This is a genomic window from Kribbella sp. NPDC050820 (assembly GCF_040653975.1).
Classification (GTDB): Bacteria; Actinomycetota; Actinomycetes; order Propionibacteriales; family Kribbellaceae; genus Kribbella.
In genome coordinates, this window is sequence record NZ_JBFAHB010000129.1 from 1 (window position 1) to 12951 (window position 12951).

A 12951-nucleotide genomic window follows, 5' to 3' on the forward strand; every position below is an offset into this window, starting at 1 on the left:
TGTCGCAAGTCCCAATCTCCCAGCACGCAAGGGCATTCTCGCGTTACGGCACGCTCACCCCAGCCAACTCACCCCAGTCCATCGGTGGATCCAGGCTTAGCGTCGTAGCGCCATCTATGCGTTCAGACAGGCGGACGAACGGCGCGAGCGGCGGAAGCTCGAAGTCCGTCGGCAGTGGGCTGGCGTGCAGTCGTTTCAGCGCAGCGGCGACCTCGGGTGGTGTGCCGTGGCGGTGCTCCGGGAGTTCACGCCAGAAGGTCACCGGCGAGCCGTCGACAACAACTGGCTGGTCGAGATCGGGCAGCGCCTCGACAGCTCGCACATCCACCGAGGCGAGCCAGCGTGCGACGGCGACTTCCTTCTCGGCGGCGCCAACCTGGCCGCGCCGTCCGATGCGCGCCACCAACTCGCCGGGGAGACGGTAGATCGCGTTCTCACCAAGCCGGATTGGTTCGGCGCCAGACGATGACAGGCCAGCCTGGGCGCAGGCCTGCTTGAGCAGAACCTCTGCCGGAGGCACGGTCACGAGGCAACCAGTACGTTGCGGATGTCGTGGCAGAGCTCGGCGACCCGCTCGAACACCGTGGCGCGGCTGGCCAGATCACGAAGGTCATCGGCGGCCCTACGTGAGCGCAGGGACCGCGCGTCTTTGAGCGCCTGCGCACCGATCGCAGCCGCTTCCTGTGGATCGCCGACCGTCATGGCCAGCGACGCGAGCTTGATGCCGCTCATGGCTCGCGACCGCACGTAGGTCTCGGTGTGGCCGGCAACGGCGCTGGCCAGCCTGGACGCTGCTCCCTGTACTCACTATGCGGTACTGATAGGTCCCAGACCTTCTCGAAGGCGGTGGCGCACATCTCAGCCACGTCAGGGTCGGTCGTCGTGGTGTAGGCGGTGAACGTCTTCACCGGCTCTGGCGATCGGGGTGAACACCTCGTAGGCCCAGCGCTGGTAGTCGCTCAGTGGCTCCGAGACGATCTTGACCCTTCTGGCCGTTCGGCCGGCGGCCACGTGCTCGCGGATCTTCTGGCACCACTCCTCGAGCCAGAGGTAGTCGTCCGGTTCTCCGCGCTTCCACTCCGCCATGTACGGCAACTCGGTCTCGGTGCCGTAGGCGTCCCGAGCTTCGAGGTGGACCATGCTGCGCTTGAAGCTGCCGGTCAGCTTGGTCAGATCAGCTTCTGCAATCTCCTGCACGGCTTCCCTACGGCTGCGGGTTGTTGAAGAGCGGGATCATGTAGTCCGGAATTTCCACCAGCGTCTCACCTGCCGGGAGCCATTCGGACGTCGAGGACCTGCTGTTTCAGCGAATAGAGTCGGGGCAGTCGGCTGCTCAGGGGGAACTCATGGATGACGACAGGGCGCTTATTGTCGGGGTGGTTCGGGATTACTTTGAGGGGTGGTTTGAGGGGGATGTCTCGCGGATGGGGCGGGCGTTGCATCGGGATTTGGTGAAGCGGTCGCGGGGCGAGGATCAGGGGGCCAGGCTGTCGTTTGTGACGGCTGAGCAGATGGTTGCCTGGACGGGTGAGGGTGAGGGGGTGGAGGTTGCCAGTGGGCTGGGGGATCGGGCGATCGAGGTTGTTGTGCTCGACGTGAAGCGGGACATCGCTTCGGTGCTTGTGCGGTCTGAGCCGTATCACGAGTACCTTCATCTGGTGCGCACTCGTGAGGGTTGGAAGATTGCTAACGCGCTCTGGTGCACGCCCTGATGCTGATGCTGGTTCAGATGTCCAGGGTGCCTGGTGCTGGGAAGTCGACGATCGCGCGGGCGCTCGCGCGCAGTCGGCAGTTCGCGGTTCTTGATGTCGACGTGGTCAAGTCCGCGTTGCTGGACTCCGGGATCGGCTACGGCGAGGTCGGCCCGCCGAGCTACCGGACCACTCTGGCTCTTGCCGAGGACATGCTCGGCACGACCTGCTCGGTGATCATCGACAGTCCCTGCCAGTACGACGAACTGCTCGACGCCGGCCAGAGTCTGGCCGAGCGACACCAGGCCGCGTACCGGTACATCGAATGCTTCGCCGACGACCTCCCGCTGCTGGATCGCCGGCTCCGGGAGCGGCGGCCCACGCGCAGCCAGCGGCCATCCGTCGGTACGCCGCCGGTCGACGCCCCCGATCAGAGCCGCGACGAAACCCTTGCCTTCCGGGAGGGGCTCGATCGGGCGAAGCGCCCGGAGGCCGGCTACCTGCGCCTGGACACCGCACGGCCGGTCGAGGTTTGCGTCCGGGAAGCGATCGCCTTCCTCGACGGCGGCAGCGCCTGACATCGGACCGCCGGATCCCAGAGGTGCGACGATGAGCGGATTCGGGGAGAGATTTCTGCGGGGCTTGTCGATCCGTGGGCCGCTCGTTCGACCAGTGGGGGCGAGGGCCGAGAGGCGGTCCCGCCGGACGAGGAGAGCACGATGGCGAAGTACATGCTGATCATGCGGGGCACCGATGAGTCGAACGCGGCCATGATGGCCAAGTTCGAGGAGCTGGCGGCCTCGACGTACCGCTACATCGAGGAGCTGGTGAAGGCCGGCGTGTTCGTCGCGGCCGAGGGGCTCGACGATGCGGGCCAGGGCGTTGTGGTCGACTTCAGCGGCGAGGCGCCGGTGGTGACGGACGGGCCGTACGGCGAGACCAAGGAACTGTTCGGGGGCTACTTCCTGCTCGACGTCGCCTCGAAGGCGGAGGCGGTCGAGTGGGCCAAGCGGGTCCCGGCGGTGACCGGGTCCAAGATCGAGGTACGGCGGGTCGCGGGAGACGACGAGCTGCCGGACGGGATCGAGAGGGCCGCCCAGCAACGGGCCGGGAGCGAGAGCCGCACCTGATGGATGCGGCCGACGTCGAGGCCGTCTGGCGGATCGAGTCGGCGCGGATTGTTGCCGCGCTGACCCGGTTCACCGGCGACTTCGGGCTGGCCGAGGACGCCGCGCAGGAGGCAGTGGCCGAGGCGCTGGTGTCGTGGCCGGTCACGTCGCCGGCCAGCCCGGCCGGCTGGCTGATGGCGACGGCCCGGCGGCGGGCGATCGACGCGATCCGCCGCCGTACCGTCCTGCGGGATCGGTACGCGCTGCTGGCGGCTGACCCGGTGGTCGACGAGGACATCGACCCAGACCGGATCGACGACGACGTCCTGGCGCTGATGTTCGTCAGCTGCCACCCGGTTCTCTCTCCCGAGGCCCGGGTGGCGCTGACCCTGCGCGTGGTCGGCGGCCTGTCCACCGAACAGATCGCCCGCGCGTTCCTGGTGCCGGTGCCGACCGTGCAGGCCCGCATCACCCGAGCGAAGAAGACGATCGCGGCGGCCGGGGTGCCGTTCGAGCTGCCGCCGGCCGGTGAGCGCCGGGAACGGCTGGGCGGTGTGCTCAGCGTGATCTACGTGATCTTCACCGAGGGGTCGACGGCTACGTCGGGCGATCGGCTGCTGAGCCCCAGCGTCGCGTACGAGGCGATCCGGCTGGCCCGCACGCTGGCCGCGCTGCAGCCGGACGAACCCGAGGTACACGGTCTGCTCGCGCTGTGCGAGCTGACGGCCGCGCGCTTCCCGGCCCGGACCGGCCCGGACGGTACGCCGATCCTGCTGGAGGATCAGGATCGGCGGCGGTGGGACTTCTCCGCAGTACACCGTGGGCTGGCCGCGCTGACCAAGGCGTCGGCTCGCGGGCTCGGCCCGTACGGCCTGCAGGCTGCGATCGCTGCCGCCCATGCGACGGCGCCTTCGGTGGAGGCGACCGACTGGGACCGGATCGTGGTGCTGTACGAAGCGCTCGGCCGGGTCGCGCCTTCGCCGGTGGTCGAGCTCAACCGGGCCGTGGCCGTGGCGATGGCGTCGGGTCCGGCACAGGCCCTGGACATGGTGGACGAGCTGATCGCCAGGGATCGGCTTCCTGGTTCGCACTTGGTGCCGACCGTGCGCGGTGAGCTGCTGACCCGCCTCGGTCGGCTACCGGAGGCGCGCGCCGAGCTGGAGTTGGCGGCCCGGCTGTGTGCCAACGAGCGCGAACGCTCGGTCCTGCTCCGCAAGGCCGCCGCGCTGGGCTGACTTACATCTGGGATCTCAGTACGTCGAACTCGCAGCCCGGCGTGTTCGGGTCGAAGCCGTGCTCGATCAGCCAGCGGGACGCGCGCAGGCTGCGCAGCGACCACCACGCCCGGATCACGTCGAGGTCGACGGCGTCGGCGCCGTACCCGGCAACGACGTCGGCGAGGTGCTCCTCGTGCCCGAGCGTCAAGCTGGCGAGATCGTTCATCGCGTCGCCCTGGCTCGCCTCGGTCCAGTCGATCACACCGGTGACCTTGTCACCGTCGACGAACACGTGGGTGATCTGCAGGTCCCCGTGCGTGAACACGGGCGTCCATGGCCGCAGCGCAGCCTCGGCAATCTCGCGGTTGCGCGTGACCAGGTCGGCGGGAAGGACGCCGTTCGCGATGAGCCACTCGCACTCGCCGTCGAGGTGCGCTGCGATCTCGTCGACGCTTCGACCAGGCCACGGAGGCAGCGGCGCGTCGTGCAGCATCCGTACGGCGGCGCCCGCCGCGGCCCACGCCGCCGCCGACGCGGTCGACGGCTCGCCGAGGCGACCGAGCGCCGTACCCGGGACGGCGGCGAGCGCGAGCACGGGCGGCTTCCGCCACAGGACCTCCGGAGTCGGGATCGGCACCATTGCCATCGCCTCGACCTCGACGTCGGAACGCGCCTGATCGCCGTCGACCTTCAGGAACACGTCACCGACCCGCAGCGTCGCACAATCCCGATGCGCTACAACGACCTCGACCTCATCCACACCGGCCATTATCGAGGCGCCCCACCACCAACGTCACCAGAATTACCGCCTACGACTGCGCACTGTGAGCGAACAATAATGGCCGTTATACAGACCATTAAGTGATACAGTGGACGCTATAGCGGTCATTAATGAGGCAGGTGATGTGAGATGTCCAGGCCGGTGCCTACTCGGACTCGGTTGGGTGCGCAACGCATCGGTGCGCACCTGGCTGCTTGGCGCAAGCTCCAGGCGCTGACCGCTGAGCAAGTTTCCGAACGGGCTGGGATCTCTCGTGGCACACTGCGGCGGCTGGAGAACGGCGAGACCAGTGTCGGTCTCGATGTGCTCCTCAACGTGACACGTGTCCTCGGCGCGCTTGACCGCGTGGTCGAGTCGTTCGATCCCTACGAGACCGAGCTGGGCCGGGCCCGCGCTGACGAGGCCCTCCCGAAGCGAGTGCGGCCGTGACGACGTCACTGTCGGTTCACGTCGACATCGACGGTGAGACGGTCGAGGTCGGTACGGCGTACTTCACCCGTCGTCGAGGTACGTCGTCGACCTCGTTTCACTACGCTCCGAGCTATCTCAGCCGCAAGGGTGCCTACCCCATTGATCCGGCACTCGGATTGTTCGCCGGCCCTCAACAGATCGATGGGCTCCCGGGCGCGTTCGCGGACTGTTCGCCGGATCGCTGGGGTAGGAGCCTGATCACCAAACGACTCCAGGCGCTCGCCCTTCGGGAGGGCCGAACCCCACCCTCGCTAGGCGATATCGACTTCCTCATCGGCGTCAGCGATCAGACTCGACAGGGCGCGCTTCGGTTCAGGCTCGACGCAGATGGTCCCTTTCTCGACCCAGACCTGCAGGTGCCGAAGTTGGTCGAGCTGCCGCGACTGCTCCGCGCAGCCGATCAGGTTGCCGGAGACGGTGCAGACGACTTGGCCGCCATCAAAGCGCTGCTGGACGCGGGCTCGGGCTCACTTGGTGGCGCGCGCCCGAAGGCGTCGGTCCGCGACGCAGATCGTTTGCTGATCGCAAAGTTTCCTCATCGCAGCGACGAGTGGGACGTGATGGCCTGGGAGAAGACGGCGCTCGACCTGGCCGAGCAGGCGGGGATCGAGGTCCCCGGCAGTGAGCTGGTCCAGATCGATGGCCGGCATGTGCTGGTGCTCGAGCGGTTTGACCGGGACGGCGTACGGCGTCGTGGGTACATCAGCGCCATGACCCTGATCGAAGGGCGCGACGGCGACGTCCGGGACTACGTCGAGGTCGCAGAGACACTCACCGAGCACGGTGCGCGGGTCAGGGCCGACCTGCACGAGTTGTGGCGGCGGATCGCGTTCTCGGTCGCGATCCACAACACCGACGACCATCTGCGCAACCACGGCTTCCTGCGTGCACGAGGCGGGTGGGGTCTGTCGCCGGTCTTCGACGTCAACCCGAACCCGATCGTCTCCGAGGAACGAGTCACCGGAATCGGTGGCGCGCGCGGCCGGACGGACGAGCTGACCGGGCTGATGACGTACGCCGAGACGTTCGATCTGAGTGTGCTCGAGGCACAGCAGATTCTGCGCGAAGTCAGCGATGCGACAGCGGACTGGCGCAGAGTCGCCGCCTCACATGGGATCGGCGAGGCCGAGCGTCATCGTTTCGAACCGGCCTTCGAAGGGCTGCGTGAGCACATCGCGTCGATCACCACTGGCGCGACGGCCGACGAGCGAGCGCGGCCGCCTGCGGGCCGGCAGCCACGCGTGCCACGAGGCTCCAAAGGTGCCGGCCGATTCGCCGCCCGCCCCGGCCGATAACGGCCATTCTTGCCCTGACGGTTGTCGGATTCGGTGGGTGGGGTTCGTTGCAGGGTTAGGGGTGGTCGGTGAAGGCTGCCCGGACAAGGAGTGATGCGATGCCGAAGTACCTGATCTCGTTCGAGAAGGGCGCGATGGACCACATCCGGAGGAGGACTTCCCCGAGGTGGGGAAGAACGCTCATGCGGTGGTTCGGGAGGCCAAGGATGCCGGGGTGTACGTCTTCTCCGGCGGGCTGCGGTACGACGACGGCGACGCGGACCCCGCGGTCGTGGCCGTCGACGGGATGGTCACCGACGGCCCGTACCCGGAGAGCAAGGAGCTCATCGGCGGCGTCATGATCGTCGACGTACCCACGCGCGAGGAAGCGCTGGTCTGGGCCGCAAAAACCGCAGCCGCCTGCCGCTGCCCCCAAGACGTCCGCAAATTCCTCGACGACCCAGACGCCTGACCGAAGGACTCCAGGCGCCCGGCGAAGGAGCGCGTGCCTGCCATCGGTCAAGACGGGGTGTCAGGTGGTGCGGATGGTTATGTTGCCGCTGTGGCTGCGGGCGCGGAGGTTTAGGGGGCGGGCGGACTGAGGGGTGGGCTTGAGGTGGTCGAAGACTCGGCCGGCTGTGGTGCGGGCGTCGAGGTGTACGGCGGTGCCCTCGGGGACGGCGACTTCCACCTCGCCGGTGGCGGTGTACAGGTCGACGTCGCCGCCGGCCTCGCCGACGCGGACGTTGCCGATGGCGGTCCGGGCGTCGACCCCGGCCCGCGCCACGTCGACGGTGATGTCGCCGTTGGCCGCGCTCACCCGCAGTTCGCCGGCCACCTCGCCGACCCAGCTGTCCCCGCCGATGTTCTTGAGTACGGCGCCGCCGTCGACCCGCCGGATCCGGATCTCACGGTTCCCGCGGACCTCGGCCTGGCCCCGCACGTGGTCGACGAGCACCCGGCCGCCGCTGGTCTTGAGCTCCACGCTGCCGGCCTGCTCGACCCGGATGTCTCCGGCGGGCGTCTTCAGCCGGCACGAGCCGACAACGCCCTCGACGACGTAGTCGCCCTGCGCGGTGTCGGCGTGGACGTCGGACCCGGCCGGCAGCTCAACCACGACCTCCACGCGCCCGAACTTCTTGGACAGCACGGTCCGCAGCTTCGGGTGCCTGACCGAGAGCTTCCCGTCGGCGAACTCGACGACGACCTGCTCGGCGGCCTTGACGTCCAGTTCCCAGGACGGGTCGACCGGGCGGACCTGGACCACGGTGTCGGCGCGGTCGCCGGCGATGAACCGGATGTCCCCGAAGACGATGTCGACCGTCGCGGAGATCGGGCCGGGCGTGTCGAATGCAGTCATCGCAGTACCTTCCTGAGGCGTCGTTCGGTCAACCACAGGAACCAAGGTCGCGCGCCGTACTGACACCGCCCAGCCACTGTGCTGACGCGGGCCCCGGCGTGTCAGAGGCCGTGTCAGGACGGTGTCAGCGGGGTGTCTGGCCGGCCGATGACAGTACTGCCATGACAAGTTCAGCGATCACGGCCTCCGGTCTGCGGAAGGCCTACCAAGACAAAGTCGTGCTCGACGGCATCGACCTGGACGTCCCCGCGGGGACGATCTTCTCCCTCCTCGGCCCGAACGGCGCCGGCAAGACCACCACCGTGAACGTGCTGACCACGCTGCTGAAGGCCGACGGCGGGGCGGTCCGGGTGGCCGGGTACGACGTCGCGACCGAGGCCAAGGCGGTCCGCTCGGCGATCGGCGTCACCGGTCAGTTCGCGGCCGTCGACGAGCTGCTGACCGGGCAGGAGAACCTGCAGCTGATGGTCGACCTCAGCCCGGTGCCGGCCAAGGACGGCAAGAAGATCGTCGCCGACCTGCTGGAGCGCTTCGACCTGGTCGAGTCGGCCCAGAAGCCCGCGTCGACGTACTCCGGCGGTATGCGGCGCAAGCTCGACCTGGCGATGACGCTGGTCGGCAACCCGCGGATCATCTTCCTGGACGAGCCGACGACGGGTCTGGACCCGCGCAGCCGGCGCACGATGTGGACGATCATCCGCGAGCTGGTGGCCGACGGCGTCACCATCTTCCTCACCACGCAGTACCTGGACGAGGCCGACCAGCTGGCCGACCAGGTCGCGGTCCTGGACCAGGGCAAGATCGTTGCCCAGGGCACCCCGGACGAGCTCAAGCGGCAGATCCCCGGGACGCACGTCCGGTTCCGGTTCAGCACGGTCGAGGAGCTCGGCAAGGCCGCGGTGATCTTCGCCGACTCCACCCGCGACGACGACGCGCTGACCCTGCGGGTCCCCAGCGACGGCGGGACGAGGTCGGTGCGCGGTCTGCTCGACCGGCTCGACGAGTACGCGCTCAGCGCCGAAGAGTTCTCTGTCCACACTCCCGATCTCGATGACGTCTTCCTCGCCCTGACGGGCCACACCACGGAGGTTGTAGCGAAATGAAGTCCAAGTCGACGGTGATGGTGCGCCGCAACCTCAAGCACATCGCCCGGAACCCGACCACGGTGTTCAACGCGGTCCTGATGCCGATCGTGGTCATGCTGATGTTCGTGTACGTGTTCGGTGACGCGTTCAGCGTCGGGGTCGACTACGTCGACTACGCGACGCCGGGCCTGCTCCTGCTGGCCGTCTGCTACGGGCTGGGGTCGGTGGCGGTGTCGGTGAACTCCGACGCCACCAAGGGCATCATCAACCGGTTCAAGGTGATGGACGTCCCGCGCAGCGCGGTGCTGACCGGCCATGTGGTCGCCAGCGTGCTGACCAACCTGCTCGCGGTCGCGGCCCTGATCGGAGTCGCCTTCCTGCTCGGGTTCAGCCCGTCGGCGGGCTTCCTCGACTGGCTGGGCGTGATCGGTCTCGTCGTACTGCTCAGCTTCGCGGCCGGCTGGCTCACGATCGCCATGGGGCTGTCGGCGAAGTCGCCGGAGACGGCGGGTCTGGCCTCGCTGCCGCTGGTCATGCTGCCGTTCTTCAGCAGCGCGATCTCGCCGACCGACAAGATGGGCCCGGGCGTCCGGCAGTTCGCGGAGTACCAGCCCTTCACGCCGATCATCGAGACCCTGCGCGGCCTGCTGAACGGCGCACCGGCTGCCGGTGACGTGATCCCCGCGCTCGCCTGGTGCGTCGGCATCGCGCTGGTCGGCTACCTGTGGGCGAACTCCACGTTCACGAAGCGAGCGTGACCTCCGCCAGCTCCGCCCAGCTCGCCTGTGCCCCTTCCTGCGTCGCCTCGGTGAACCCCACGTCACCGAGGCGACGTCGCGTTTCCTCCTCGATCCGGGTGACGTCCGGATCCGACCGGTCCGGCAGGCCCCGGACACCGGCGCTCGCCGCGAGCAGCCGGGCGGCTTGCTCGTACTGCTCGGTGCGCAGCGCCAGGTCTGCGATCCCGACGAGCATCGCCGCGATCGCCATCGGTTGCCCCGACTCGGACGCGGCCTGGAAGGCGGCGACGCGCTGCTCGCGGGACTCGGCCAGATCCTTGGCGAGGTACCCGAGCAGGTCGTGCTGCATGGCGCGCAGGTTGGGCCGCTCGGCCTCGCTGCCCAGCAAGGCCGTCGCGACGTCGAGTTGGCGGCGAGCCTGCTCGGCGTCACCGCTCCAGCGGGCGAGCTCCGCCTTGCACAACGCCAGCTCGATCAGCGCCTCCGGCCAGGCGACCCGCTCGGCGTAGCGCTGTGCCTCCGCGATCGCGGCCGCGCTCGCCTCCTCGTCGCCCAGCAGCCAGTACAGCTGGGCCTGCCGCGACCGCATCCGTACGACGTCCTCGAGAGCGCCGGCCTCGGTGACGACCTTGATCGCCTGGTCGTAGTACTCGCAGGCGGCCGCGAACTCACCGCGTACGGCGATGCGGTCCGCGAGCTCGGTGAGCGCGAACGACATCCCCCATCGCTCGCCGATCGCCCGGAACTCGGCCAGCGCCTCCTCGAGATAGATGTCCGCCTGCTGCTCGCCGGAGCCGAGCAGGATCCGCATCTTGCCGAGCTGCAGCCGGGCCAGCGCCCGGACCCAGGGATCATCGTCGGCAAGCAACGGCTCGAACGCGGTCAGGAAGGAGTCCGGCCCCTGCAACAGCTGTTCGAGGGTGGCGGACATGCGCACCGCCGGGTGCGAGCTGTTGACCCGCTGGCCGAGAGCATGAGCCTTCCGGATCCACTCCTCGGCCTGGAACTGGTCACGCCCCCGCCCCGACGTCAGGAACCCCGTGATGAACGCGTAGGCCAAGGCCTGAACTTCCTCGGGCACGTCACCGGGTACGGCGGTGGCCGCCATCAGCAGCTCGTTGCCCTCCACCTTGTGCCCGCCGAACCACCAGTACCAGCCCGACCACGCGGCAAGCCCCATCGCCCCGGCCGCGTCGCCGGCCGCGAGTGCAGCGCGCATCGCCGCGGCGATGTTGTCGTGCTCAACCTCGAGCGCCGCAAGCCATTCCAGCTGCTCGGCGCGGCGCAGGTGCGGCTCCGCCGTCCGCGCGAACTCGGTGAAGTAGGCGAGATGCGTACGGCGGGTCAGCTCCGACTCACCCGCCTCCTCGAGACGTTGCTCGGCGTACTCCTTGATCGTGCCGAGCATCCGGTAGCGCGGCGCCCCCTCGCCCACGGTGACCACCAGCGACTTCTCGGTCAGCGCGGTCAGGAACTCCAGCACCTCCCACGACTCGACCGCGCCGCCCGCGCAGACTTGCTCGGCCGCCTCGAGGCTGGCGCCGCCGGCGAACACAGACAGCCTGCGCAGCACCATCCGCTCGGCGTCGCTGAGCAGCTCCCAGCTCCAGTCGACCACTGCGCGCAGCGTGCGGTGGCGCGGCAACGCCGTACGGCTGCCGCCGGTCAGCAGCCGGAACCGGTCATCGAGGCGGTTGGCGAGTTGATCGAGCGTCATGGTGCGCAAGCGGGCAGCGGCGAGCTCGATCGCGAGCGGCATGCCGTCCAGCGCGCGACAGATGCGCGCCATGGTCGCCATCGTCGCGGCGTCGGTCGTGAGGTCGTTGCGGACGGCGGCGGCGCGGTCCTGCAGCAGCCTGACCGCCGGGGAACCGCCGGGATCTGCGCCTTCCGCGGGCAGGACCAGGGGCGCGACCGGCCACAGTGCTTCGCCAGTGATGCCGAGCGGTTCCCGGCTCGTCGCGAGGATCCGCAGCCGCCGGCACTCGCCAAGGGCCCGGTGGGCGAACTCCGCGGCCGACTCGACCACGTGCTCGCAGTTGTCCAGGACCAGCAACATCTCCCGCTCGCGGACCGCGGCGATGAACCGATCCGTCGGCTCCGCGTCCGGGGCCTCGCCGACCAGCGCATCGCGCAGTCGGAGCGCGTCGAGCGCCGCCTGCGCCACGTCGCCCTCGGCGCTGATCGCCGCGAGCTCGACCAGCCAGACCCCGTCCGGCACGTCGCCGAGCAGCTGGCGCGCGGTCTCGGTGGCCATCCTGGTCTTGCCCGAACCGCCCGGCCCGATGAGGGTGGTGAGGCGGTGTTCGGACATGAGGTCGCGGACCGCGGCGATGTCGCTTTCCTTGCCGATGTAGGAGGTCAGCTCCTCGCGGAGGTTGGTCTGGCGCTTCTCCTCCCGCCGTACCAACTCGCCGCGCAGCAGCGCGACGTGGAGTGCGGACAGCTCCGGTGACGGGTCTACTCCGAGCTCGTCGGCGAGGGTTTCCCTCGTACGCTCGAACACCATCAGCGCCTCGGTGTCGCGGCCGCTCGCGACCAGGGCACGCATCAACGCGGCGACGAGCCGTTCCCGGACCGGGTGTGCGGCGACCAGGTCGGTGAGTTCCGTGACCAGTTCGGCGCCGTGGCCGAGGCTGACTTCCGCGTCGTACCGGTCCTCCATGGCGGCCAGGCGGAGCCTCTCGAGGCGGGTGACCGCTGCGTCGAAGGCCGCGCTCTCCTCGAGTCCGACGTCCTGCAGGGCCGCGCCCCGCCACAAGGCGAGCGCCTCGCGCAGTCGGCGTACCCCTTGGGAGTCCTCGTCGTTGCGGGCCTGGGCGACCAGGCGCTCGAACCGTACGGCGTCGACGGCGTCGGGCTCCACCTTCAAGCGGTAGCCGTCGGTCAGGCCCTCGACCGCACCCGGCGGGAGCACCTTCCGCAGCCGGGACACCAAGCGTTGCAGGGCATTCGCCGCGTCGGAGGGCGGCTGTTCACCCCAGATCCAGTCGACCAGGGTGGGTTTCGGGACCACCCGGCCCGGCTCGAGCGCGAGGGCGGCCAGCAGCCCACGGAGCCGCGCGCCCGGCACGTCGGCGAGAACGCCGTCGTCCGTGCGAACCTCGAACGATCCCAGCATCCCGATCTGCACTCGGCTGATTGTGCCATCAGGGTTGGCGCACCACGGCACATGGATCGGCCACGCCGAGCTCGAGGCTGGACCGCCGCCCGACCAGCTGCG

14 protein-coding genes and 1 pseudogene are annotated in these 12951 nt (G+C 69.1%); 9 read left to right on the forward strand and 6 right to left on the reverse strand.

Going from position 1 to position 12951, the window contains the following annotated elements; translation table 11 throughout:
* Positions 1 to 43: 43 nt before the first annotated feature.
* The 3 genes and pseudogenes from AB0H36_RS46675 to AB0H36_RS46685 form a co-directional block, all read right to left on the reverse strand.
* Positions 44 to 526: a hypothetical protein gene (locus tag AB0H36_RS46675; RefSeq protein WP_360538437.1), complete on the reverse strand. Its 483-nt coding sequence runs from the start codon at positions 524 to 526 to the stop codon at positions 44 to 46.
* Positions 523 to 732, reverse strand: coding sequence for a hypothetical protein (locus AB0H36_RS46680; protein ID WP_360538439.1), 210 nt, complete (start codon positions 730 to 732; stop codon positions 523 to 525). Before AB0H36_RS46680 ends, AB0H36_RS46675 begins: the two co-directional genes overlap by 4 nt.
* A pseudogene (locus tag AB0H36_RS46685) lies at positions 729 to 1140 on the reverse strand (DUF6879 family protein). The gene AB0H36_RS46680 and the pseudogene AB0H36_RS46685 overlap by 4 nt, the downstream one beginning before the upstream one ends.
* 206 nt (positions 1141 to 1346) lie before the next feature.
* On the opposite strand from AB0H36_RS46685, the gene AB0H36_RS46690 reads away from it, so the two are divergent.
* From AB0H36_RS46690 to AB0H36_RS46705, 4 genes are all read left to right on the forward strand, one after another.
* Positions 1347 to 1712 (forward strand): nuclear transport factor 2 family protein, encoded by a 366-nt coding sequence (locus AB0H36_RS46690; protein ID WP_360538441.1) that lies wholly within the window; start codon positions 1347 to 1349, stop codon positions 1710 to 1712.
* 17 nt (positions 1713 to 1729) lie between these two features.
* Entirely contained in the window at positions 1730 to 2269 is a 540-nt protein-coding gene (locus tag AB0H36_RS46695) for an AAA family ATPase (protein ID WP_360538443.1), read from the forward strand.
* A gap of 141 nt (positions 2270 to 2410) precedes the next feature.
* Positions 2411 to 2821: a YciI family protein gene (locus AB0H36_RS46700; RefSeq protein ID WP_360538445.1), complete on the forward strand. Its 411-nt coding sequence runs from the start codon at positions 2411 to 2413 to the stop codon at positions 2819 to 2821.
* Positions 2821 to 4035 (forward strand): sigma-70 family RNA polymerase sigma factor, encoded by a 1215-nt coding sequence (locus tag AB0H36_RS46705; protein ID WP_360538447.1) that lies wholly within the window; start codon positions 2821 to 2823, stop codon positions 4033 to 4035. The genes AB0H36_RS46700 and AB0H36_RS46705 overlap by 1 nt, the downstream gene beginning before the upstream one ends.
* A gap of 1 nt (position 4036) precedes the next feature.
* Here the strand turns inward: AB0H36_RS46705 and AB0H36_RS46710 are convergent, their stop codons facing one another.
* Positions 4037 to 4786, reverse strand: a complete 750-nt coding sequence (locus AB0H36_RS46710; protein ID WP_360538449.1) for a phosphotransferase — start codon at positions 4784 to 4786, stop codon at positions 4037 to 4039.
* 141 nt (positions 4787 to 4927) lie between these two features.
* Between AB0H36_RS46710 and AB0H36_RS46715 the strand changes: the two genes are divergently transcribed.
* From AB0H36_RS46715 to AB0H36_RS46725, 3 genes are all read left to right on the forward strand, one after another.
* Positions 4928 to 5227 carry a helix-turn-helix transcriptional regulator gene (locus AB0H36_RS46715; RefSeq protein ID WP_360538451.1) on the forward strand — a complete coding sequence of 100 codons (300 nt, stop codon included), beginning with the start codon at positions 4928 to 4930 and terminating at the stop codon, positions 5225 to 5227.
* Entirely contained in the window at positions 5224 to 6564 is a 1341-nt protein-coding gene (locus AB0H36_RS46720) for a type II toxin-antitoxin system HipA family toxin (protein WP_360538453.1), read from the forward strand. The genes AB0H36_RS46715 and AB0H36_RS46720 overlap by 4 nt, the downstream gene beginning before the upstream one ends.
* Before the next feature lie 166 nt (positions 6565 to 6730).
* On the forward strand, positions 6731 to 7015 hold the full coding sequence (locus AB0H36_RS46725; RefSeq protein WP_360538455.1) for a YciI family protein: 285 nt from the start codon (positions 6731 to 6733) through the stop codon (positions 7013 to 7015).
* Between the two features lie 60 nt (positions 7016 to 7075).
* Here AB0H36_RS46725 and AB0H36_RS46730 read toward each other — a convergent pair whose 3' ends face one another.
* Positions 7076 to 7903, reverse strand: a complete 828-nt coding sequence (locus AB0H36_RS46730) for a DUF4097 family beta strand repeat-containing protein (RefSeq protein ID WP_360538457.1) — start codon at positions 7901 to 7903, stop codon at positions 7076 to 7078.
* A gap of 161 nt (positions 7904 to 8064) precedes the next feature.
* Between AB0H36_RS46730 and AB0H36_RS46735 the strand changes: the two genes are divergently transcribed.
* Both AB0H36_RS46735 and AB0H36_RS46740 read left to right on the forward strand, forming a co-directional pair.
* Positions 8065 to 9006, forward strand: coding sequence for an ATP-binding cassette domain-containing protein (locus AB0H36_RS46735; RefSeq protein ID WP_360538459.1), 942 nt, complete (start codon positions 8065 to 8067; stop codon positions 9004 to 9006).
* On the forward strand, positions 9003 to 9746 hold the full coding sequence (locus AB0H36_RS46740; protein ID WP_360538461.1) for an ABC transporter permease: 744 nt from the start codon (positions 9003 to 9005) through the stop codon (positions 9744 to 9746). The genes AB0H36_RS46735 and AB0H36_RS46740 overlap by 4 nt, the downstream gene beginning before the upstream one ends.
* Here AB0H36_RS46740 and AB0H36_RS46745 read toward each other — a convergent pair.
* Positions 9730 to 12861, reverse strand: a complete 3132-nt coding sequence (locus tag AB0H36_RS46745; RefSeq protein ID WP_360538463.1) for a BTAD domain-containing putative transcriptional regulator — start codon at positions 12859 to 12861, stop codon at positions 9730 to 9732. The genes AB0H36_RS46740 and AB0H36_RS46745 overlap by 17 nt on opposite strands.
* Positions 12862 to 12951 lie beyond the last annotated feature (90 nt).